Annotated in this window: 27 protein-coding genes; 8 read left to right on the forward strand and 19 right to left on the reverse strand. The window is 41.1% G+C overall.

Annotated elements, in window-relative coordinates:
- Positions 1-2 precede the first annotated feature (2 nt).
- The 7 genes from DOT_RS07855 to DOT_RS07875 all read left to right on the forward strand — a co-directional run bounded on the left by DOT_RS07855 (position 3) and on the right by DOT_RS07875 (position 5,006).
- Positions 3-581: a DUF3102 domain-containing protein gene (locus tag DOT_RS07855; RefSeq protein ID WP_242833798.1), complete on the forward strand. Its 579-nt coding sequence runs from the start codon at positions 3-5 to the stop codon at positions 579-581.
- A gap of 26 nt (positions 582-607) precedes the next feature.
- Positions 608-928 (forward strand): hypothetical protein, encoded by a 321-nt coding sequence (locus DOT_RS31750; protein ID WP_242833796.1) that lies wholly within the window; start codon positions 608-610, stop codon positions 926-928.
- Between the two features lie 178 nt (positions 929-1,106).
- Entirely contained in the window at positions 1,107-1,271 is a 165-nt protein-coding gene (locus DOT_RS31385; protein ID WP_207637034.1) for a hypothetical protein, read from the forward strand.
- A 43-nt stretch (positions 1,272-1,314) separates the two neighbouring features.
- On the forward strand, positions 1,315-1,830 hold the full coding sequence (locus DOT_RS07860; protein WP_009616713.1) for a YfiT family bacillithiol transferase: 516 nt from the start codon (positions 1,315-1,317) through the stop codon (positions 1,828-1,830).
- 272 nt (positions 1,831-2,102) lie between these two features.
- A complete protein-coding gene (locus tag DOT_RS07865) occupies positions 2,103-2,525 on the forward strand; it encodes a GNAT family N-acetyltransferase (protein WP_009616715.1) in 423 nt (140 codons plus the stop codon).
- 512 nt (positions 2,526-3,037) lie between these two features.
- Complete coding sequence (locus DOT_RS07870; RefSeq protein WP_348982141.1) at positions 3,038-3,460, forward strand: transposase; 423 nt, start codon at positions 3,038-3,040, stop codon at positions 3,458-3,460.
- Between the two features lie 1,069 nt (positions 3,461-4,529).
- Positions 4,530-5,006 carry a hypothetical protein gene (locus DOT_RS07875; protein ID WP_009616721.1) on the forward strand — a complete coding sequence of 159 codons (477 nt, stop codon included), beginning with the start codon at positions 4,530-4,532 and terminating at the stop codon, positions 5,004-5,006.
- Between the two features lie 254 nt (positions 5,007-5,260).
- On the opposite strand, the gene DOT_RS31755 is transcribed toward DOT_RS07875, so the two are convergent.
- From DOT_RS31755 to DOT_RS07920, 10 genes are all read right to left on the reverse strand, one after another.
- Positions 5,261-5,734, reverse strand: a complete 474-nt coding sequence (locus tag DOT_RS31755) for a hypothetical protein (protein ID WP_040411567.1) — start codon at positions 5,732-5,734, stop codon at positions 5,261-5,263.
- Positions 5,731-6,348, reverse strand: a complete 618-nt coding sequence (locus DOT_RS31760; protein WP_009616725.1) for a DUF2812 domain-containing protein — start codon at positions 6,346-6,348, stop codon at positions 5,731-5,733. The genes DOT_RS31755 and DOT_RS31760 overlap by 4 nt, the downstream gene beginning before the upstream one ends.
- Before the next feature lie 60 nt (positions 6,349-6,408).
- Positions 6,409-6,579 (reverse strand): PadR family transcriptional regulator, encoded by a 171-nt coding sequence (locus tag DOT_RS07890; RefSeq protein WP_009616727.1) that lies wholly within the window; start codon positions 6,577-6,579, stop codon positions 6,409-6,411.
- 277 nt (positions 6,580-6,856) lie between these two features.
- Entirely contained in the window at positions 6,857-7,276 is a 420-nt protein-coding gene (locus DOT_RS07895; protein ID WP_242833797.1) for a hypothetical protein, read from the reverse strand.
- A gap of 328 nt (positions 7,277-7,604) precedes the next feature.
- Complete coding sequence (locus DOT_RS28505; protein ID WP_083824011.1) at positions 7,605-7,802, reverse strand: hypothetical protein; 198 nt, start codon at positions 7,800-7,802, stop codon at positions 7,605-7,607.
- A 3-nt stretch (positions 7,803-7,805) separates the two neighbouring features.
- Positions 7,806-8,702, reverse strand: coding sequence for an HPr(Ser) kinase/phosphatase (gene hprK / locus DOT_RS07900; protein ID WP_009616737.1), 897 nt, complete (start codon positions 8,700-8,702; stop codon positions 7,806-7,808).
- 449 nt (positions 8,703-9,151) lie between these two features.
- Complete coding sequence (locus DOT_RS07905; RefSeq protein WP_009616739.1) at positions 9,152-9,679, reverse strand: hypothetical protein; 528 nt, start codon at positions 9,677-9,679, stop codon at positions 9,152-9,154.
- 407 nt (positions 9,680-10,086) lie between these two features.
- Positions 10,087-10,323 (reverse strand): hypothetical protein, encoded by a 237-nt coding sequence (locus DOT_RS07910; protein WP_040411574.1) that lies wholly within the window; start codon positions 10,321-10,323, stop codon positions 10,087-10,089.
- 28 nt (positions 10,324-10,351) lie between these two features.
- Positions 10,352-11,365, reverse strand: a complete 1,014-nt coding sequence (locus DOT_RS07915; protein ID WP_009616741.1) for a serine hydrolase — start codon at positions 11,363-11,365, stop codon at positions 10,352-10,354.
- 114 nt (positions 11,366-11,479) lie between these two features.
- Positions 11,480-12,271 carry a M23 family metallopeptidase gene (locus DOT_RS07920; protein ID WP_009616743.1) on the reverse strand — a complete coding sequence of 264 codons (792 nt, stop codon included), beginning with the start codon at positions 12,269-12,271 and terminating at the stop codon, positions 11,480-11,482.
- 104 nt (positions 12,272-12,375) lie between these two features.
- On the opposite strand from DOT_RS07920, the gene lexA reads away from it, so the two are divergent.
- Entirely contained in the window at positions 12,376-12,993 is a 618-nt protein-coding gene (lexA, locus tag DOT_RS07925) for a transcriptional repressor LexA (protein WP_009616745.1), read from the forward strand.
- 137 nt (positions 12,994-13,130) lie between these two features.
- Here the strand turns inward: lexA and DOT_RS07930 are convergent, their stop codons facing one another.
- The 9 genes from DOT_RS07930 to DOT_RS07970 form a co-directional block, all read right to left on the reverse strand.
- The gene (locus DOT_RS07930; protein WP_009616748.1) at positions 13,131-14,234 is read right to left on the reverse strand and encodes a D-alanine--D-alanine ligase family protein; all 1,104 of its coding nucleotides are present in this window, start codon (positions 14,232-14,234) and stop codon (positions 13,131-13,133) included.
- 122 nt (positions 14,235-14,356) lie between these two features.
- A complete protein-coding gene (gene lepB / locus DOT_RS07935; RefSeq protein WP_009616750.1) occupies positions 14,357-14,902 on the reverse strand; it encodes a signal peptidase I in 546 nt (181 codons plus the stop codon).
- 57 nt (positions 14,903-14,959) lie between these two features.
- Complete coding sequence (locus tag DOT_RS07940; protein WP_009616752.1) at positions 14,960-16,225, reverse strand: methionine gamma-lyase family protein; 1,266 nt, start codon at positions 16,223-16,225, stop codon at positions 14,960-14,962.
- A gap of 40 nt (positions 16,226-16,265) precedes the next feature.
- A complete protein-coding gene (gene hflX, locus DOT_RS07945) occupies positions 16,266-17,867 on the reverse strand; it encodes a GTPase HflX (RefSeq protein WP_040411590.1) in 1,602 nt (533 codons plus the stop codon).
- Positions 17,868-17,971: 104 nt separating this feature from the next.
- Complete coding sequence (locus DOT_RS07950; RefSeq protein ID WP_009616756.1) at positions 17,972-18,946, reverse strand: AAA family ATPase; 975 nt, start codon at positions 18,944-18,946, stop codon at positions 17,972-17,974.
- Positions 18,947-19,023: 77 nt separating this feature from the next.
- The gene (typA, locus tag DOT_RS07955) at positions 19,024-20,847 is read right to left on the reverse strand and encodes a translational GTPase TypA (RefSeq protein ID WP_009616758.1); all 1,824 of its coding nucleotides are present in this window, start codon (positions 20,845-20,847) and stop codon (positions 19,024-19,026) included.
- 230 nt (positions 20,848-21,077) lie between these two features.
- Positions 21,078-21,326 (reverse strand): RNA chaperone Hfq, encoded by a 249-nt coding sequence (gene hfq / locus DOT_RS07960; RefSeq protein WP_009616760.1) that lies wholly within the window; start codon positions 21,324-21,326, stop codon positions 21,078-21,080.
- Positions 21,327-21,361: 35 nt separating this feature from the next.
- Positions 21,362-22,303, reverse strand: coding sequence for a tRNA (adenosine(37)-N6)-dimethylallyltransferase MiaA (gene miaA, locus DOT_RS07965; protein ID WP_009616762.1), 942 nt, complete (start codon positions 22,301-22,303; stop codon positions 21,362-21,364).
- A gap of 14 nt (positions 22,304-22,317) precedes the next feature.
- A complete protein-coding gene (locus DOT_RS07970) occupies positions 22,318-23,118 on the reverse strand; it encodes a class I SAM-dependent methyltransferase (protein WP_009616764.1) in 801 nt (266 codons plus the stop codon).
- Positions 23,119-23,170 lie beyond the last annotated feature (52 nt).

Consider the following 23,170-nt stretch of genomic DNA (forward strand, 5'->3'; position numbering starts at 1 on the left):
GCCTGCTTCCCTATGGAGAATGGGGCAAGTGGTTAAAGGAATCGGTCAGTTACTCTCAGCGAACGGCCGATAGGCTAATGCAGCTCTGGGATGAGTACGGGACGAAACTACTTGCTTCCCCCGATACTTACAGCCATCCAGATTCGTCACCGGTGACGAATCTGACCTACACCCAGGCGCTTATCCTCCTGAGGATTCCGGAAGAAGAGCTGGAGGAGTTTATCGCGGAGCGTGATATGAAGAGCATGACCCACTTGGAATTGCAGCAGGCTCTCAAGGACAGAGACCAGGCCATTCAGGAGAAAAAAGACCTCCAAAAAGACCTGACCTTGAAAAGCCGCGAACTCGCCCAATTAACCACTCAGACCCAAAGCCTGGAGCAACAGGTGAACCGACTACAAGCCGAAATACTCCGCCGAGCAGGAAAAAGTCCCTTAAAGCTAAGGGAGCTGGAGGCGGCCAAAGAAGAGGTCCCGTCTGCCAGGAAAATTGCCGAACTGGAAAAAAAGCTCAAAGACGCGGAAACCAAATTCTCAGTCAAGTCGGCCGTAGCACATTTACCATTCACCGAGATAACATGATCAATGCCTAAGATGAGCTGCTGAAAATGCTCACCGCATTAGACAGAACAGACCCGGAGGTGAAGGAAAAATACAGGGAGACGGTGACCCATAATCCTATAACGTCAATAAATAAATCTGCGTTGCCGGACGCTGAAAAAATTTATAAATATAAAGGACCAACGACATGGCTGTGTAAAGAAAATCTACACATATTGTTGGGGTTGTCTGATACTGAGAAAATTAATGCCTTCGATGAAATTGTTAATTGGTTTGTTATAGCTAAATATTACAACGAAATGGAGAACTGGATTGCTAGCGTACTCAGTTTTTACATAAAAAAACATTTGCCTCAGAGGGATAAATAATCATGAAAATACTCTCATCCCCTATTCCAACAAGGCCTTTTTAGTCCTTCAACAAGAAACATGAGGGACTAAATTAATTTTGTGTTTACATAAAAATATGAGATGATTAAACATAAAGGCAGGGGTTGTGTGATGGGTAAAGTTATTACCGGCATAACTTACGTGCAGTCAGAGGAAGATGACACTAACAGTTCGTTTATGTGCCAAGAACGTGCTCGAAAAGCACGATGCTGTATCCGTGAAGAAGGTAGCTCCTTCGAAACTGGTTATAGGAACAGGCATACGATGGGAAACTGATGTGAGCTGTAACTGTGGCGTGATTTTAATCGTACTTCAAGTTTGAGATAAGAAATATAGCAGTATTTTAAAGGAGGTCTTGTCAGGTTATGGATAAACTAAGGTATCCCATCGGCCAATTTAATATAGCAGAAGATGTTAGTCTGGATCAAATTGAAAACTTAATTAACCAAATTGAGGCTCTTCCTCAGTTACTTGTTGATTCAGTCAGAGATTTGACTAAGGAGCAATTAGATTCTTCCTATAGGCCAGGAGGCTGGACAATTCGGCAAGTGGTACATCATATAGCGGATAGTCATATGAATGGTTATATTAGATTCAAACTCGCACTGACAGAGGATAACCCAACAATAAAGCCGTTTAACGAAGTCTTATGGGCTGAGCTTGAAGACGCTCGAACCTTATCAGTTGATGTTTCATTAAAGCTTATCGAAACTCTTCATGAAAGATGGTCAGTTTTACTGAGGTCATTATCAACCAATGAACTCAATCGTCAATTTCGTCATCCAGAGGCCGGAGACTTAAGTCTTAAAAAGGCAATTGGGTTATATGCTTGGCATGGTAATCATCATTTGGCGCACATTATGAGTTTTACAAAAACATAATGTTATAGACTCATAGCGCTCTAATTTCCGAGTGTCCTATAAAGGAATTAGACTCAAATTCCCCACTTTCCAAAAGAATGCCCCTTTCGAAGGTTGGTGAGCTAGTGGGGATGAAAGGATACCAGTTGACTCGATCCAAGCTCGAATGTGCATATCCGAGCGACCTCCGCCGGGTGGCGGTCTCATGAAACGTGTTCGTAATTATTTCTAGGTTGATATTAACTATACCATTGGAAGATAGGGTATCTAGTCCATTGCAAGGAGGAAAAGGGATGAATTTTAAGATCCAGTATGATTGTTCAAATATTAATTGGGATTTAGTATGTCAAACTTTAAAAATAGTTGGAATGACAAGTTTCACAGCAGAAACTCATAAGAAAGCTTTTGAAAATAGCCATACAGTAGTATTTATTTTTGACGACGATAAACTAATTGGGTTTGGTCGTGCACTTTCAGATGGGGCATATCAAGCTGCCATATATGATATAGCAATATTACCAGAGTACCAAGGTAAGGGAATAGGAAGAATGATAGTGAATAATATTAGAAAGTCACTTCCAAAATGTAATCTAATATTATATGCAGCACCCGGTAAGGAAAAATTTTACGAAAAGTTAGAATTTAAAAAAATGAAGACTGGGATGGCATTATTTTGTAATGCCACAGAAATGCAAGAGAAAGGTTTTACAGAATGAGTATGAAAGTAGTTTCTGTTTATCTTCTGCGGCAAGGGACACTTGAGTTCATGTAAAAGCCTTTGGCAAGTTACCGTTCTAACGGGGCGAAACCCCGATGGGGTGGCTGTCTTAATAAACAAGTTCGTAGAAATATATGCGAGATCGGCCACTGAAGTAATTTACCAGATCGTTTGGACGGTCTGGTTTTGTTGTTCTATCTTGGATTATTTTTGCTATCTTGGGAGGAATTTAAAGAAGGATGCATAAATATATGAGGATCGTTATCTAGCGGCTTATAAAACCTTCGATGTGACGGGATATGCGGTATTTCGGCAGCAGTTTAGCCTCTACCACCGTCAAACCATTTATTTCACTGGTATTCTTACGATTTCGAAAGTGTATCAAATTCGGAGTTTTTAAGCTGTTTTCAGACCTTTCTTTATGATAATTTCTGAGGAAAGAGAGGTCAAATTGAGAATCAACTACTTTGAAAAGCTAGTAAACACTGTAGAAATCTCGGTATTGATACAATTGTCAGAGCAAAAAACAATAATAATAACAGTTTGCGGTTAGTCAAAAAGAAGGCAAATAAGTCGAAGGCCGTTGATGTTTGGGAAGATGAAAAAGGTTTTGAGAAAGTCGAAGTTTATGAGTCAAGATTTACTATGGACAACATGGAGCAGCCACTGCGTTTTGTAAAATTTGCGATTAAACACAAGGACAAGAAACGCTCACAAATCATGATTGTAACGACTTGTATGGATATGGCGCTCACGACATTGTTTAAAATAATAAGAGCACGGTGGGATATTGAGAACTCAATCTTTAATAACTTAAAAACTGAATGTGGCTTAGAGCATTGCTTTGTGCATGGCGGAAAAGCAGTAGAAGCGGTGCTTTATTTGATATTTATTACATCCAATATCATCAATTATTTTTGCTTAGACGACTGAAAAACCATTTTTCAACTCAACGAGAAATGGTAAGGCTTTTATTAAAAAGGCTATATCTGCTGGAGTTTAGAGCCGATTTGGTTTTGAGCAGCGCATAGAGAATAGATATTTTAATTAAGAAGGCTAATTCTGGGGTAGGGGGAGGGAGCTCCTTCAAAAAGGCCATTCTCCGTGTACTATCTTTTATTCCAACACAAAACTTGGCTGTGTTAGACAGCAAGGTGATAAAAAAATCTTGTGTATCCAAATGGGTAGAATAAGTAAATCCATTTTAACTTTCGTCAAGCAACTACAAATAGAATAAGTGAAATTGAATGAAGCTATCGTAATGATACATTTTTATTTATTACCTATTCAACTATGCTTTAAAGAGTATTTTAGCGCATAGTTGAAAAGAATGCTAAATCTTCGCTTCAACATATCGAAATCTCAACATCTAATCGGTCAACTCGCCTATTGAAATCCAATGGAATTGTCTCATTAGTTATATATGCCCTTAACCATTTATAAGCCCTATAGCAATGGGTCTCGTAGATTAAGATGAATCGTACTAGGCTCATATCTTTAAAGCCTTAAATAGGCTCCTGGAGGCTGAGTTTTGTAATTGTCAGGTGAACCTACTAAACCAGTAACTAGAAAAGATTTTATGTAGTATAAGCTATCCACTGAAAGACGGCAACTGATTACTGTCAGAAGTTAAAACAAACTTGTCTGTAGCGCAGACATCATAAGTTCACAACAAAAATGCAATGAAGCGCTCATAAATAATAGCCCGATAACTTGATGCAAGCAAAATCAAGCTATTAGGCTATTTTAGCACTACTCCCCTACGGTATTAAATACACTACTTTACATAATATCTATTATCGGACCCAATTAAAAATTGTATCTTCGTAAAACGAGCAAAGCAAATTGACTCACCAATATCTGAACCTCTTTTATTTGTAAGTACGTATGAGAAGTCTTTCGCGCAGTTAAGTTTAGTAAGATTATATTTATGTATATATAAAAGTCACTAGTAAAAACTATCTACGTTGAACTACGTCTAAAAAAGTGAGGTTGTGCTTTTATGCTGTCCACATTATTTTATCCATCGTATATACTAATTGCTTTTATCGTTGTATTACTAACTATCCCCCAAAAAGATTTAAAAAAATACTTTATTTATGGCCTACTTTTCGGAGGATTTGGTGATGTCGTGGTAGTTGGTTTATTTCAGAATGTACTACATATTATCTCGTTCAAAAATGCTGGCATTTTTAATGTTTTAGGGGAAAACTTACTTTCTCCTCCCAGTTGGATCTTAACCGTTATGATCTTTCTCCGTTTTTTACCATATAAGATAAGAAAGTTATTTAAATACGCTTATGTGTTAGGATTTGGGGCTTTCAGTGTTGGATATGGTTATTTAGTTCATAATGTGGGCTTATTTGATTTTAAACCCTGGTATTATCCCATCTTTGCTTATCTTACTTTTTTGTTCTGGTGGACAACTATTACTTGGGTATTCGTTAAAACAAGCTCTCTTATAAGGAATCCCATTTAAAGCACCTTTCCCTTGCTCTCAATCCTGCTATCTTAGAACCCGGGCTGAACACTATCTCGGAATGGATTTCCTTGATCCTTCTTCTCTCAGTGTTAGGTAGTAGCGTATGCTGTTAGACCCTTCTTTGAATACTTCTTTAATAAGCTTAATAAGATTGCAGCTTCTCCTCAACTAAAGGAATGATATGATCTATTTTTTCCCTTCCGTAATAGGTAACATGAATTACTTGATTACCTATAAAGGCAAATATCTGTTTACTTATACTCGTCTGCAATATACATTTTATCAAGTTTCGAATTATTGATCACTTTTATTTCGGTATCTTCACGGTAAACGTTGCGTTTTATAAGATCGAGCGTTATATTTTCTGCCATTCCTGCAAAGGTGAGCCTGTAAAATTGAGTGGTTATACTAGGTGAATATTTCCCGCTTTTATCTTCCCAAGCCTCACCCTCAATAATTCCATGTTCATCTATTTCATACTGGACAGGTGCAAGTAGGCTCCAATCATATCTTACCCTATTCGCCCAATCAACATTATTTCCATTATAAACCTTCTCCCGCATAAACTTTGGATTTTGTTCTATTTCCTCAAGCCTTACAATTGGAAGATTAGTATTGCCTTCAGGAAGTGTGTAATCTTTGCTTTTGACAATTTGAACAACTGGTAGGCAAATAGTAATAAATGATAAAATTAAAAATAGACCGGCCAATATACCACCAGTCAATCTGACTTTTCTAAAGTCCACTTCATGATTAATTGCCTTGTTTTGTAAATTGCCTTGTTTTGTAAAAGAGATTTTTTCAGCTTATGAATAGCCACGTAGTATTTTATGACAGAATAAAAAACATAAAGTTCAACAACTACAAGGAGTATTTGCTGAACAAATTGACCCTTGATCATAAACACTGAATCATTGAGAAAAAAGGAACTAAAGATTAGGCCAAAGAATAGCAACATTACAATTGATATGATAATTAAATTGTTTTTCAAGCGTTTGTTTAAGTCTAACAAAGAAAATCCTTGCTCAATTGGGTCTGTATGTAACTCCGTAGTGCATGATTTCTCATCGGCCGAAAAAATATAAAAGCTCCCACTGTTTGTGACTATATCCCAGCCACAATCATGATAAACATCCAATTGTTCCAGTGAAGGTTCTTTTGATGACATTATATCAATTCTATATTTGGTTTCTTTAGATACTCCTTTTTCAAAGTATATAAAGATCCGTCCTATTCTTTTTAAATGAAAACCTTTTTTTGCCATGTCAGACAACCAGCTTTCATTCCGACCAATAGCATAGATGTCATCCAGCATTAGTCTTCTTACTATCATGCCCATTTTAATCTCCCTCCTCCAATAGAACCCCATCTTGAATCATATCCTTTAGCCTTTGAAATTCTAGTTTAAGCGCGCCTCGGCCATCTTCACTACATCTTCACTAATAGTGTAGGTTTTTCTTCGCCCATCATCATTTAGTATTGCAATGAGTCCATCCTTTTGTAGTCGTGAAAGGACTCCATACAATGTTCCCGGGCCCATTTTGATACGTCCATTGGATACTTGTTTCATCATGTCCCTCCATAAGTACTTGATCATGATATATCTACCCAATTACTTCCGTTGAGCTAATCAGCTCAACGCATACTTCCAGGCCTAGTGCCTTATAATGTTCTTGCACATACTAATTATAGTTCAGTCTTGATTTTGCTCTTGAGCATTTCTTTAATTTCCTTTATATCTGAGGCAATTCTGAACACCTTATAATAAATTATAAACAAAATAATCAGCGGTGCAAAAAAAAGTATACCTTCCAAAAAACTCACCCCTTTCTTCTTGGATAGCAACCTCAAAATATTAAGCGCTGCAAAATATAAATGCTTATAATCACAATTAAAATAATAGCCAATACAATGCCTAAGATAATATTCCACGCTAAATCTTCATTAGCAGTTTTGGATTTCTTTATTATTACAATGGAAATGTAATTAATTAGAAAAATCGCGCCCAGAATTACTAGCGCAAAGTGTAAAGATTCTCTCAAGCCAAATAAAGGCCTTAGATCGATCGATGCCATTAACCTTATTTGCATGAATGCATTGAATCCTGTTATGGCAGAAAGAAAGTAGTAACTTATTATATTAATTCTTCTCTTTTTCCTTATAAACTCACTACCTTTTTTGCTGTATGCACTGTAGAGTCCTGGATTCATAAAGCTTAGGAATTTGTCGTAGTATTCTCCTTTAATGCTAAATAAAATTGCCATCATTAAAAAGATAATTGCAAATATAAGTATAGTTATACCAGTTCCTATAGTGTTGTACAGTGAAAAAATTATTAATAGTAGTAATGCCGAAATTCCAAGAGACTTTAAACTAATTTAAATCCCCTCCAATGCTTATATTTTGAATCTCCTAATAACTTAACTCTAATACCTTCCACATTTTCCCTATATATCCTCCTAAGATCGAGGAAATATTCAAAAATAAAACAAAAACGCCAGACCACCCTAAAGCGATCTGACCGTTCGCGATCTTATCATTCTTACACTTGTTCGCTGGCTCCTTTGACAGCACATCTGGCCAAAGCAAAAACCTTTAAAAATCTTCCATCAACATCCGATAATGACATCTCGATAAACAATTTGTACTTGCGGAGCTGCACTCGAAGCCAACGATTTCCCCTTCATACTCAGAGCCACCCTCTACACGATTGCGAAAAATCTTGATCTTAACAATTTTACTGACGATCGAACACGATTCTTCTCTGTTCTCAACCATCTGATTTTCGTTCATTCTTTACTTGTCCCTATTAAAGTTGATACGCGTCTTGCTCTTAGCAGACATATTCCTACTTTGCATGACCGCAACTTCAATAATTGTTGCCAGATTCCGCCCTGGGCGCACTGGAACCGTGATCTCTGGAATAGAAATCCCTAGTATTTCTCGTGTTTTAGGCGGATCAATCCCTAAACGATCATAAATTTTTTCTTGCTGCCATCCCTCTAAATGAACTATAAACTGAATTACTTTTTCACTTCTCACGGAACTAGCTCCAAACAACGTTGTCACATCCAGAACTCCTAAGCCGCGTAACTCAAGCAAATGTCGAATATTTGCCGGAGCGTTGCCCAACAATCGCTCTTCATCAACCCGGCGAACTTTTACGACATCATCGGCAACCAGCAAATGCCCGTTTTTAATGAGTTCTAGAGCTACCTCGCTTTTACCAATTCCACTTTCGCCGGTGATCAAAACCCCTACTCCATATACATCGACTAAAACACCGTGTACAACCGTGACAGGAGCTAACTGATTGATGAGGTAACGAATCAACAAATAAAAGAGTTGAGTTGCAGTACGATGGGTCGTCAAGAGAGGAATCTTACGTTCACTGGCTAATTCAATAAACTCCAGGGGAAGTGTTAGACCTCGGGTAATAATCACACAAGGTACTTCTGGAACCATTACTTGAGCAATTTTTACACGACGCATAGAATCTTCAAATTGCTGAATTAGGCCTAATTCTGTCCGACCGTATACTTGAATCCGCTTGGGAGTCAAATGCTTTAAAAAACCAGCCAATTCAGCACTTGGACGTTTTAAGCTATACTCTGTGATTTCCCGGTCTAACCCCATATGCCCAGCTAGAACCTCAAAATCAAATTCCTCAACCAACTGGTTTACTGTAAGCAAATTACACCCCTTCTTTCTTAATGAGTAATGGTGAACGGGGCGTAAGTCCCCTAAGGATTCAAACGAATGGTCCGTCAAAATCAAATTTTGTAATCCGACTTAGTTTAATTTGTTTCGTATCACTCATTACTTCTAGTTTATCCACCGTATATCCTTCTTGAACAATTTCATTACAGTTAATAAGATTGATCCTTAGCTATTTTTGTATCATAACCCATTTATCTATAAGCTACTTATCATAACCCATTTATCTATAAGCTACTTATAATGAAGAGTCTTGGTTGCCGCACGGGCATTGGTAATTCCACTATAGCGATATTCTAGCTATTGATACACTTCTGAGCAACATCATAATTCATAGTGCTTCCAGTGTCCACTTCTTTCTCTAAAATATTATATCTATAAACTCGATATTTTTGTCCTCTTGTTTGTGTCTATTTAAAGCTTATTTATTTCAAATACATTTTTAGGATTAGTCCCCAGTCTGCCGCTTTAACTTCATCCTCAACGCCTTTTCCTCCAATAGTATATGAACCTTTATTTGAGGTTAATCCCCACACACTAAGCTCTTTACTATCCGTTACGTTGAGTTCTCCATCTATTTCAGCAGGACTATATCCATAGTTTTGATTAAATCTCTCTATGTATTTTGTTGAACCAACGTAACCATTAGCGTTACTAATTACGGTTTTCATTATCATAGAATCCGATTTTTCCAGATCAGTACCAATAATATCTTTTAATGAAATGCTAACTTCTCCATTAAATTCATTGTTACTAATAATTGTCGATACAATATCCTGAGAGTCTTTAAGCTTGCCATTCTCCCATATTTCATATCTAAGACATAGATTTTTCTTGTCACCCTGGTATTTAACCTCAACACAACCTGTTATCATATCCAAATGTGGTTCTAGCTTTTTAGCATCCCCTTTAAAGAGTTTACTAGGTGTCACTTTAATATAATTCTCAGACACATCATTCTCCTTGGTACATCCCACAATTAAAAATAAGAAAATTAGAATAAAAGCAAATAATTTCTTAAATATATTAATTCCTCCTCTACAAATTGCTTAACTCAAAATGACCTTACAACATTTTGCAATGTATACGGACAATTTAAGTTAACGTGTATTTATTATCAATTGTTATTTCTACAAAATAACGAATATTCCTTCGTCAGGGCATAGAAAAGGGATCCGACTATTCGGATCCCTATAAAATAGAAGGTCAACTTTTTTTAACACTTTTGTAATGCCGATTTATGCCCATTTTTTGCCCAATTTAGTGCTCAATACCCATATAGAACAGATTATTCGCTGTTGCAAGGATTTATCGATGTATAAATTATGACTGCCTTTGTAAGACTGGGAGGATAACTTTATTAGGACTTAATCTTATATTTATTACTATTCCGGTTACTACGGCTAACAACCTTTGGGTCTTCAGTATTCAACAGTATGTCATCAATCTCAATTTCAGCAAAGTCTCCCTCTGGAGCATTAATACATTGGCAGCAATTGTCACATTGTTTCGTAGGATCTAAATCACAAAGATCACATTCGCCGCATTCTGTACATACACGATTTTCTAATACGCATGGTTCACCCAGGTTTTTCAAGGTCTAAACCTCCAATTAATCAATTAAATTAAAACATTCCAGGAGTCATAATCAGGGATCTGGGATCTTTAGCAAGGCCGCGAAGTGCAGCATTTGTTCGCTGTTCCGCCCAGCCCTCATCTAGTAACTTGATTGTATCTCTGTAGCGTTGTTTGCTACCTAATAAGACGAGTAACAAATCTCCGTCTGGTCTTGTGACATAGGATACAAGGCATTGCCCGGCTGCTGTAGTTGTACCAGTTTTGAGACCTTGGTCTCCAGGATAGATCCCCAGGAGACTGTTAGTATTCTGCACTTCGGCATAACGATTCATACCTCGCGCGTCTTTCCATTGAACGCTAGCGCTGGTTTCTTTAACGAATTTCATAAGCTCTTCATTCTTAAGAAAAAGACTGGCAATTTTACCTAAGTCATTGGCGGTCGTATAGTGGTCAGGGTCAGGTAGGCCATGTGGGTTCGTAAAATGACTATATTGACACCCAAGTGTGGCTGCATATTGGTTCATTTCATCTGCAAAAGCTGGAATTGACCCACTGATTTTTACCGCAAGTGCTGCAGCCGCATCATTAGCACTGTGGACATAAAGCGCAGTTAAGAGGTCATGGACCGATATTTCATCTCCCGGACTAAGCCCAAGTCGAGAACCGTCAATATTCACCTCTGAGCCCACACGGACAATATCCGTTTCGTTCAAGTTCTGCAATGCGATGAGCCCGGTGAGAAGTTTTGTCGTACTGGCCGGTGCACGCTGTACGTCGGCATTGCTTGATTTTAGAGTCATAGTCGTTTGAGGGTCAATAAGCACGTAGCTTTCGTCAGACGTTGAAAGATCCGTTTTAGACGCAGCTGCAGTTGCTATAGTCGATATATTGGAACTGAGCAAGTTAGGTTTAGTCTCTGAGATAGCTGATAACGCTGAAGCGAAAAAGCTTTTGACAAAAGCTGGGTGAAAATTGTGGTATCCTACCAGCGACAACAGACCAATTATTATGACGGATATAAATAAGATTGGCCTGTTGTAACGACGCTTAGTACGTTTCAAAAATTAACCCTCTTTTCGAGATTTTAAGCACTTAACATGAAATTTAGCATATGCATCCATAGTCACGCCTACAAACAACGTTATTATAACGAATTTATAGACTTAGGGCAAGTTTTAATACTCGCTCCAATGTTGCCATACTGCTAAAAATGGATAGGGATTGATCCATTGCCCGTTCGATAGTTCAATACCAAAATGAAGATGATCTGGTGTTGTTAAAGCATCTCCTGTGTGCCCCATAGTTCCCACAGACTCGCCTGCTTCGATCCGTTGACCTTTGACAAGCGTTGAAGAAATGTATTGCAGATGAGCATAGTAGTAGTAATTACCGTCATCACCTCGTACCCCAACACGTTCACCCCCCAGCCGGTTCCACCCTAATTGTTCGACTGTACCTCCACAGGTGCTGACAATGGGGGTTCCTTCTTTTGCAAAGAGATCCGTCCCTTCATGGCTCCGTTTGCCACCTTCCCGATCCGCCCCGAAACTATCTTCGAACCAGGTTGTTCCAATAACTGGGAAGATATACTTATTAGGTTGATAGTATGGATATTGTTTTAGAATCTCCCGATGTCTTTGAACTGTTCTAAGCGTATCTGCTGAAACTGCTGCCCAGTTTAAATCAACGAATGGTACCTGGAGATTAAGCTGATTAACCAGCGGTTGAACGTCTTTCTCTGGCAGTGTCGAGCGTATAGCTAAAAGGTCCTCCCAGGAAATTGTTGGAGATAGACGGTTTTCTTGTGTACACTGCTTAACTAAAGCTGGTGATATTGAACTTAGATACGGATAGACATCCGAAGGAATTGAGGGGGAGCGATGAAGGACCTGCCAGGCAACCATGGCAAGAAGAATGAGACAACTTAACTGAACCAACGCTCGCTGGAATGTCGATAGAATTTTCATAGTCCTCCACCACTTTCCTCTGTTTTTGTGGTTTGACGAACATTTGTTTGCACTTTGTTTCAATGAATGGTACAATATTGCTGAAAAGATGGGGGTGTGCGACTATGTACCCGGATTTATCGCAACGTCAAATGAAAATTTTAGAATTCATAAAAGAGGAAATACGTAAAAAAGGATATCCACCTGCCGTGCGGGAAATTGGAGAAGCTGTCGGATTACTATCCAGCTCTACCGTGCATGGCCATCTCCAGACATTGGAGGACAAAGGATATATCCGACGTGATCCCACAAAACCTCGCGCGATCGAGATACTGGATAGTTCCAGTGAGGCACTCGAATCAAAGAAAGTCATACATATACCGATTATAGGCCACGTCACTGCCGGGCAACCTATTTTGGCTGTTGAGAACATTGAAGGCACCTTTCCCGTTCCTGATGATCTTGTTCGCCAAGATAACGTTTTTATGCTGCGAGTGCAAGGCGAAAGTATGATTGGGGCAGGAATATTAGATGGGGACTTTATTATAGTCCGGCAACAAAATGAGGCGCGAAATGGAGAAATTGTGGTTGCTTTGATCGGAGAGGAAGCTACCGTAAAACGGTTTTTTAAGGAAAGAACGCTCATTCGACTCCAACCGGAAAACCCTTCCATGGAACCAATTTATTCCCAGGATGTCTCGATTTTAGGGAAGGTCGTCGGTGTCTATCGTACTCTTCAGTAAATGTACCCTCTAACCAAAGATATGCACATAACAGATAGGTTAACCTTAAATTCACAAATTTCACTACAAAAAGGGAGCAAATGGTTGGCAACCATTATGCTCCCTTTTTGTAGTTTTCTTAATCTTTAGCGCTAAAATTAATCACGGGAAACTTTTGAGTTTTGTTTATCCTTAAAACGTTCTAACCCTAAAGAGATTAAACGGTCGATCAAGTCCGAGTATGAAATCCCTGTAGCTGCCCAAAGCTTTGGGTACATTGAGATTTCTGTAAATCCTGGCAGAGTATTAATCTCGTTCAGATATACTTCATTTTGAGGAGTTACAAAGAAATCGACTCGACTGAGACCACAAGCTTCTACTGCACGGAAGGCTTCGATGGCCATTTCCTGTAATCGCGCAATGATGGATTCATCGAGAGGAGCTGGAATTAACAAGCTGGAACCAATATCAGAATACTTAGCTTCATAAGAATAGTATTCATGCGCAGGTTTTATTTCCCCGGGAAGTGAGGCTTCTGGGGCATCATTTCCTAAAACGCTGACTTCAATCTCTCGACCATTGATCGTTTCTTCTACGACAATTTTGCGATCAAATATCGCGGCAATATTCAAGGCCTCCAGCAACTCTTCACGGTGGTGTGCTTTAGAAATTCCTACACTGGAACCTAAATTAGCAGGTTTGACAAAACAGGGATAGCCTATCTTTGCTTCAATCTCATTAAGGCAGGTTTCCGGTCCATTAATAAAGTTGGAACGCAGGATAGTCACATAGCGTGCCAAAGGCAGATCTTTTTCCTGGAAGACTGCTTTCATCCGATCTTTGTCCATACCAAGAGAGGACCCCAATACCCCAGATCCTACATAAGGGACATTGGCCATTTCGAGTAATCCTTGCAGAGTTCCATCCTCCCCATAGGGTCCATGAAGTACCGGGAAAATCAGGTCAAACTCCCCTTGATTGGGAAGTGCACGACCGTCTAAAGCTATGAAATGCGGATGTGTAGGATCGGTAACCAGAGTAACCTGACAAGCTTGTTCAACTGAAGGAAACCCTTCTTTGATCATGTTTTCTGGAAGGACACCCCAGAGCCATTGGCCTTGTTTATTAATTCCGATCGTTTCGACACTGTAGCGCTTGCGATCTATGGCTTTGAAAATGGATTGAGCTGAGTTTAAAGAAACCTCATGTTCGCCTGAGCGACCGCCAAACAAAAGAACCACACTAATTTTGTGCTCGTTCACAATCCCCCATCCTCTCAAATAAGTAGTTGGAATAGAACCTATCTATGTTTCCTAATATCCCTTAAAGGAGATGTTATTGTAACTTATAACAGTATATGCCTTAAAAAGAAAAAAGCTCCCGCCTAACGGGCAAGAGCACCAAAATGATCAATTGGCCAATAGCGGAAAAGGGATCGTCCGGTTATGTTTTCAATGGGTAAAAATCCCCACACTCTTGAGTCATCGCTATTATTACGATTATCTCCCATAACAAATACCGAATCCTTCGGCACCACAACCGGCCCAAAATCATTTTTGGACTTTTCTAAAACATAAGGTTCATAAAGTGGTTGGTCATTGACGTAGGTTGTGTGATTACGTATTTCGAGTTTATCTCCGGGTAAGCCGACAACCCGTTTAATAAAGTCCTCTGTTGCGTGGGCACTCGGTGGTGGATGGAAGACAATAATATCTCCAGGGGTAAGATGGTCAAAATGCTTGAAGAAAAACTTATCCACAATGACTCGGTCATCGAGTTGAATGGTCGGCAGCATTGAACCAGTAGGGATTTTGCGGGCTTCAATTACATAAGTACGCAATACCCAAGAAAGCGCAAAGGCAATCAGAACAATTTCTATCAATTCGAAGAGAAAACGGGCTGTACTTTTCGGCGACTCTGAATCTCCCATAATTCACCTCTTTCTGCCTATTAATTTTAACACAGTGTCGCTATGTTTCAAAGCGTATTAACTGAGAAGCCCCAGTTGCCATAAATTTAGTGCTGCTAAAATGTTCCCCAGCTGGACGTAAGTATGTGAAATACCGCCTTGCTGATAGGCAATATAGGGTTCTCGAAGAGGCCCATCTGCTGAAAATTCGCTGGTTGCACCTTGAATAAAGGTACCTCCCGCCATGATGATTTCGTCTTCATATCCCGGCATTCCAGAAGGTATGGGCAAAACGTGAGAATCAACCGGAGATCCTTTCTGGAGACCTTGACAAAAGGCAATCATCTTTTCCCGCGATCCAAGTTTTACCGCTTGAATGAGGTCAGTTCTGAGCATTTCAGGCTCAGGGTGTACTTCAAATCCTAAGGCGCGCCAAAATGCTGCAGAAAAAACTGCACCTTTTAGGGATTCAGAAACGGTTAAAGGGCTTAAGAATAATCCCTGATAAAAGAGACGCTGCCATTCCAAGGTTGACCCTACGTGCTCACCTATGCCTGGCGCTGTTAAGCGCTGGGCAGCTAGTTTAACTAAATCGGAGCGACCCGCTACGTATCCACCGGTTGGAGCAATACTTCCTCCCAGATTTTTAATAAGCGAACCGGCCATTAAATCAACACCGATATCACCAGGTTCCAGCGCTTCAACCAATTCTCCATAGCAGTTATCAACGAAGATAATCAAATGAGGATGGTTTTTCCTGATATAATCAACAAGTTCCTTGAGCTGAGAAATCATCAGGGAGTTCCGCCAGGCATACCCTCGAGAGCGCTGGACGATTAACATTCGGGTTTTATCCGTTATGCTCTCGCTTATCAGAGGATACTGTAGTTTAGCTTGGGAATCGAGAGGAATGGCATCATAGGTTACACCGAAATCCATTAGGCTCCCTTGCCCCTCTCCTCTCAACCCTATGACTTCCTCTAGCGTATCGTAAGGAGTCCCACTGACAGAAATCACATGATCTCCAGGACGTAAAACGCCAAATAAGGCGGCAGCAATGGCGTGTGTTCCCGAAACAAACTGACCACGTACTATTGCTGACTCCGTACCTAAAACTCGGGCAACTACACGGTCAAGGACCTCACGACCTGAATCACCCAAGCCATAACCCGTTGTTCCGTGCAAATGATAAGTTGCAACACGTTCTTCTTGAAAGGCCTTTAAGACCTTTTCGTGGTTTCGTGTTGCTTGTTCTTGTAAAATAGGTAGTTGACCCAGGAGTACTGCTTCCGCTTCGGTGACTGCTTTGCGAATCAACTCCGGCCAATCAGAATTCGAATGCAAACAAATTTCCTCCTTAACAAGAAAACCTCGCAAAGTATTATCAGGCAAGTACTGAGCTGAGGAGTTTCCAAACCTGCTTTAATGAATCCCCACGTTTGAGGGATATCTCAATTGGATAAGGAAGGGATTGAGATAGCTCGGTTAGATCGTCTTCACCCAAGACTTTATCAACCTTATTTAACAAGGTAATTATGGGTTTATCTTGACATCCCAGTTGCTTTAGCACCTCATGCACCGTCTCTGCATGTTGAAGCGCTTGGGGATGGCTTGCATCAACTACATGGAGGAGAACATCAGCTTGTTGAACTTCTTCTAGAGTTGCTAGAAATGCCCGCAGCAATTGAGTGGGCAATTTTCGGATAAACCCAACGGTGTCGCTCAGAAGAATTTCCAAGGAAGAGTTAACTCTAATCGAACGGACAATCGGGTCTAATGTAGCAAATAATTTGTTTTCACCAATCGGGATGTCGGACCGACTACCTGCTTGTTCCATGGCTTTCTTCATAAACGTTGTTTTGCCGGCGTTCGTGTACCCGACTAAAGCAATAATCGGAAGCCCACTTTTCGTTCTTTGCTTGCGTTGGACATCTCGATGCTGTAGAACGAGTTTCAATTCTTTTTCTAATAAAGTAATGCGATCCCGCATTCTCCGTCGGTCAAGCTCTAATTTCGTTTCTCCTGGACCGCGTGAGCCGACTCCTCCCCCTAAACGGGAGAGTGCTTGTCCCTGACCGGATAAATAAGGTAAGAGATGTTTAAGTTGAGCCAACTCGACTTGAAGTTTACCCTCGCGGGACTGGGCCCGCTGGGCAAAGATATCTAATATTAATCCCGTACGGTCTAATACTTTGAGCCCGGTTTCCGTCTCTAAGGTTCGTAACTGGGTCGGGGATAGTTCATCATCACAGATCACGACATTTGCTTCGGTTTCCTGTAAACGATGAACTAATTCTTCAAGTTTCCCGCTCCCTAAATAACTACGTGATTGGCCGTAACGGCGAAGTTGGACAAGCTGCCCAACGACATCGACACCAGCTGAACGGGCCAACTCCCGTAATTCCGTCAAATCTTCATTGGTTTCTTGTTCACTGTCCTCTAACGCAATAAGAAAAGCGCGCTCTTTACCCGATGCCGACTGCTTTTTTGTCGCACCACGTGAAAAGTTAGCAAGCGACTCATTATAGTCAAAGCTGTGCCAGGTTTCCGGACTAAGATTAACGATATAAGGATCGCTCTCCCCCGTTCGATATGCAATCTGGATACCGGTAAGCTTCCCATCACGGACTCCAACAGCTGACATACTTTCCAGTTGAAGGGAGTCTAAGGCACTATAATCTAAGGGGCTTAGCCTATAATCCCCATTAGGATGGGTATGGATACAGCGCAGATGTTTGCTAACCGATCGTCCCTTAATCGGGGGAAGCGTCACTGTGGCATGTCGCCCTACGGCAGCCGCCAACAAGGTACCCGGACGGGAAAGGTATAAAGCAATTTCTCGATTCCAAAGTTGGGTAAGGTAGATTAGCCTATCTAGAATTTCAGGATGGATCAGTTCTGAACGTTCAGTCCCAAATTCAGAAAGATTTTTGAGTTCTTGTATCTGGCTTGCCCGAATCCCTGCCAAGTCTCCCGAAATATCCATGTCCATATGAAACCTCTTAATTCTAAGTTTTTTTAATATCATTAAAATAGAACTCGTTGGTGTAAATAACCTACAACCTCATAGTTTCAGAGTGGTAAAGAAGATCAGAGATCCTCCAGGTTTATATCCACCGGCAATATTTGGATTAGCTCTTCACGGCTTGAGCTAGGCTTTTGGAAAAGACGTACGGCTTGTTTACGCACTGTCTTTTCTACGAGGTTGCGGACAAGCCTGGCATTTCCGGCATAAGGATGCGTATTCAACAAATTATTGAGTTGAAAGCGAAGCGCCTCTCTAGCCTCTGGAGTTAGCTCATATTGACGTGTCTTAAACATTAAATTCCCGATAGACAACAATTCGTCGAGTGAATAATCCGGAAAATCGATATGTATAGGAAAACGTGAGCGCAGTCCGGGATTAGTTTGCAAAAACCATTCCATTTCTTGGCGATATCCGGCAAGGATTAACACAAGATTATCTTTATTATCTTCCATGGCCTTCACTAAAGCATCAATGGCTTCCTTACCGAAATCCTTCTCTCCCCCACGGGCTAACGAATAGGCTTCATCGATAAAAAGGACGCCACCTAACGCTTTTTTAAGTTGTTCCCTTGTCTTTTGCGCAGTATGTCCAATATATTCACCGACGAGATCTGCCCGCTCACATTCAATCACATGGCCTTTTTGAAGGACTCCCATCTCTTTTAACAGTCGCCCGACCAAGCGTGCCACTGTTGTTTTGCCTGTTCCTGGGTTCCCTCGGAAAATCATATGCAGAACAAGGGGTTCAGCAATAAGTTTTTCTTGTGTTCTTCGCTTTTGGATCTCCACAAAGGCTTGCAAATCACGAATAAGGCGTTTAACGGTAACTAAACCAGTAAATGATTCTAATTCGTCCAAGATTTCTTTGATTTTATCCTTATCTTTTTCAAGGGAAGAAACATTATTATTCTTACGAATTCTGCCTAGCCCCACCAACTCTGACACTGGAGTAGCAACACGTTCTGGTTCGCGAGGCAAGGGAGTCTGAATGACCGGAGGCAGTTGATTGTCCGGTCGAAACGTTACACGAATTGTCATATGTACAGGCACACCTCCCATCCTTACTACTATACGCAAGTAAGAACAAAAGGTGTCCTGAAAAAATGAGTTTTTTATTATTTCCCGGTTAAACTTTTTGCATAACGCACCCGAGATTGGTGGTCTAAAAATTTCTTACGGAGACGGACACTCTTAGGTGTAATTTCGACCAACTCGTCATCGTTAATAAATTCTAACGATTGCTCTAAGGAGAATTCTCTGGGTTTGTCAAGACGTAACGCCTCGTCAGCTGAACTGGTACGCATGTTGGTGAGCTGCTTTTTCTTACAAACGTTTACTTCAATATCTTGCTCACGCTTATTCTCTCCAACTATCATACCCGCATATACATGAAGGCCAGGATCTACAAACAAATTACCTCGTTCTTGAGCAGAATAAAGGCCGTAAGCATTTGTTTCTCCCTCTTCAAAAGCAATAAGCGCGCCGCGATTTCGTCCCGGGATATCGCCTTTGTAGGGTTCATAACCTAGGAACACATGACTCATCATTCCTTCACCCCGTGTCTCCGATAAGAAGTCGCCCCGAAATCCAATTAGTCCCCGAGCAGGGATTTTGAATTCTATGCGAAGTTGAGTCGCTGAAAGGCTTGTCATATTGGCCATTTCCGCTTTGCGTTTTCCGAGAAGCTCCATGATGGATCCCAGGGCACTCTCGTGAAGATCACAGATTAAGAACTCGATGGGTTCGCATTTAACGCCGTCGATCATTTTATAGATTACTTCAGGTTTCGAAACTTGAAGCTCATATCCTTCCCGACGCATATTTTCAATCAGAATAGAAAGGTGAAGCTCACCCCTACCAGATACCTGAAAACAATCAGCCGAGTCTGTTTCTGCAACCCTGAGGCTAACATTTGTCTCGACTTCTTTAAATAGACGCTCGCGCAACTTCCGAGAAGTTACAAAATGTCCTTCTCTGCCAGCGAAAGGACTATTATTAACCATAAAATTCATGGACAAGGTGGGTTCATCAACCTCAATGGTTGGTAAGGCTTCAGGACTTAAAGCACAGGCAACGGTTTCTCCGATATTCGCACTGGTTAATCCCGTGAGCGCAACAATTTCGCCGGCCGATGCTTCGGGAACATCTTGCCGTTTCAGCCCATCAAAAATCATAACTTTTCCAACTTTAACTCGTTCAAAGCTCTCATCCCGCTTGATTAAAGTTACATTTTCGTTTTGGTGAATTGTTCCTCGGACAATTCTACCAACCACAATCTTGCCAACATAATCATCATAGTCCAGGGTGGTAACGAGCATCTGAAACGGAGCTTCGAGATCGACAACCGGAGCAGGAATATTCTCCAAAATGACAGAGAATAAGGGCTCTAAAGAATCTTCAAGAGCATCCGACACGAGTCCTGCAATTCCGGCCCGTGCTGATGCGTAGACAACTGGGAAATCCAACTGATGGTCTTCTGCACCGAGCTCAATAAAGAGGTCTAAGACTTCATCGACAACTTCGGCTGGGCGAGCGTCTGGTCGGTCAATTTTATTGATTACGACAATAGGAACAAGCTTAAGTTCTAAGGCTTTCCTTAATACAAAACGAGTTTGAGGCATTGGACCTTCAAACGAGTCTACAATCAGGAGTACTCCATTGACCATCTGTAAGACACGCTCGACCTCACCACCGAAGTCAGCATGCCCAGGCGTATCAATAATGTTGATCTTCGTTCCTTGCCAGTTAACGGATGTGTTTTTCGAAAGAATGGTAATTCCACGTTCACGTTCTAAATCATTGGAATCCATGACGCGTTCAATCACTTGTTGGTTAGCTCGGAAGGTTCCACTCTGTTTCAACATGGCATCAACAAGGGTGGTTTTCCCATGATCTACGTGAGCGATAATTGCAATGTTTCTTAAATTTCGAGTTTCCATAGTTTTGGTTGAGTTCCTTTCTTTCACTAAGATAAAAGCATATGGATTAAAGATATCATAGTTAGGTATCGAATTCAAGCAAAAGAACTAAGTCCGGTACCACACCGAACTTAGTTCTTCAATGCTTACGTGCCTATTCGCATTTCTCCAGTGTCGTATAACAGAGGCCAGAGATCAGAAAAGGAATACAACGATCTGACACATCCGGCTTCTGACCTCTGACTTCCGACTTAAGTATTTGATTCCCCTGCACTCGCAGCAGCCAGGTTAATCGGACGAATCGGCATTACTGTGGAAATGGCATGTTTATAAACCATTTGTTGTCTTCCTTCAAACTCGATAACAACCGTAAAATTATCAAATCCCCTGATAAGTCCCTTAAGTTGAAACCCGTTAACCAAATAAATGGTCACAGGCAGGTTTTCCTTACGCACCTGATTTAAAAAGGTATCTTGTAAATTGATGGTCGATTTATTCATATATTTACCTCCATCACCTTATATTTCTTCGTAACCTATTCTACACGAGTTTGCTTAGCACTGCAAGTCTGGACGATAGACTTAAGAATATCGTTCAATTTGGTTTCTATATCGTACCAAGTGATCCGCGGATCACGCCGAAACCAAGTCAATTGGCGTTTGGCAAAATGCCGAGTATCCCTTTGCAGTAACCGCAGCATTTCGGGTTGTGTGGCTAACCCTTTTAAATACCAAAGTGCATGACGATAACCAATACTTTGTAACGGTTTTAACGTCGGGGCATAACCCATGTTTAATAGCTTCAAGGTTTCTTCGATTAAACCCTGAGAAAGCATTGCCACGCAGCGTTGATTGATTCGTTCGTAGATTAGGTCACGTGAAGCCGTTAACCCAATATAGACGATGGATGAGTCCAGAGGTTGGTATTCGTCGTCTCGAAATTGACGTTGGCTGGAGAGGGTTTTACCTGTTAATTCAAACACTTCGAGGGCCCGAATAATTCTCATAACATTGTTGGGATGAAGTTGAGCTGCAGTCTCAGGGTCACGTTCTTTGAGGACCTCATGGAGTTTTAAGTTCCCAAATGAATCGGCAAACTCCTTCCATTGGGAACGGATTTCTTCAGAACCTTGTTCGGAGAAATCGTAGGGATCGAGTAAGGAACGTATATAAAGACCGGTACCGCCAACGACAATCGGAACATGTCCCCGGCCCCTAATCTCTTCAATTAGGGAGTTCGCTAACAACTTGAACTGGGCGGCGGTAAATGGCTCTGAGGGATCCAAATAATCAATAAGGTGATGAGGGACGAGCTGGAGTTCGGCAACGGATGGCTTAGCTGAACCAATATCGAGTTTCTGATACACTTGGACGGAATCTCCAGAAATAATTTCGCCTCCGATTTCCTGGGCCAGAGCAATGCCCAGTGAGGTCTTGCCGACTCCCGTCGGGCCGATAATTATTACCAATGGATACACTAAACCACCCCCCATTATACTGAAATAATGCCATAATCTACGGGACTGTAACGCCCTCCGCGTAAGATCTCAAACCCGAGACGTTCAAACTCTGAACTGTCTTTTCGTTCCTTGAGCACAACCCGACGCCGAGCAATCCGGCAAGCTTCAAGAACAGCCTCCTGATCAAGCGGTCTATGGTCTGACCAGCTATGTAAGGGCTGGATTGAGTCTGATTGTTTACGTGTCTGGCGAAACATAGGATCAAAATAAACAACATCGACCGAGTTAGAGGAGATGCGGCTGAGCAACTCACGGTGTTCTCCCCACCGAACTTCAATTTGCCTGGAAGCTTGGGCCATAGCCGTCCAAGCGTTCTGCTTATCCTCACTTTTGTCGGCTGGTACGATCTCCTTAAAATGGTTTAAGCCATCTTGTACCATGGCTGCTAAGATCGGAGATTGTTCGATCGCCAAGACGCTGCCCTTGGTGCCGACAGCCCATGCTCCAATCAGGGCATCGGTTCCCAAACCAAGTGTAGCATCGATTAAAGAGTCCCCTGTCTTTAATTGAGTTGCTTCGAGATAACGGTCGGACTCACCACGCAGAAGATTAATTAGGCGAATGAGGGCCATACTTGGATGAAACGCTAGTTGTTCTGTCCCCTTTGTTAAGTAAACACCACGACGTGAAATTGTCAGCTCTGGCATTTCTTCTTCTTCACTCCTGGTGAGTAACCAGTTACATCCAGGTTGTTGACAAAACCAACGGAGTCTCTCTTGCAGTTCCAAGTCAAAGTGCGTTGTTTTTATAAAGATTGGGATTTCATTAACCATGGAGCCTCCCTCCACTCTGCTCTCCATAACTATTATGACCATGTCCAGCTGG

Source organism: Desulfosporosinus sp. OT, from assembly GCF_000224515.1.
Classification (GTDB): domain Bacteria; phylum Bacillota; class Desulfitobacteriia; order Desulfitobacteriales; family Desulfitobacteriaceae; genus Desulfosporosinus.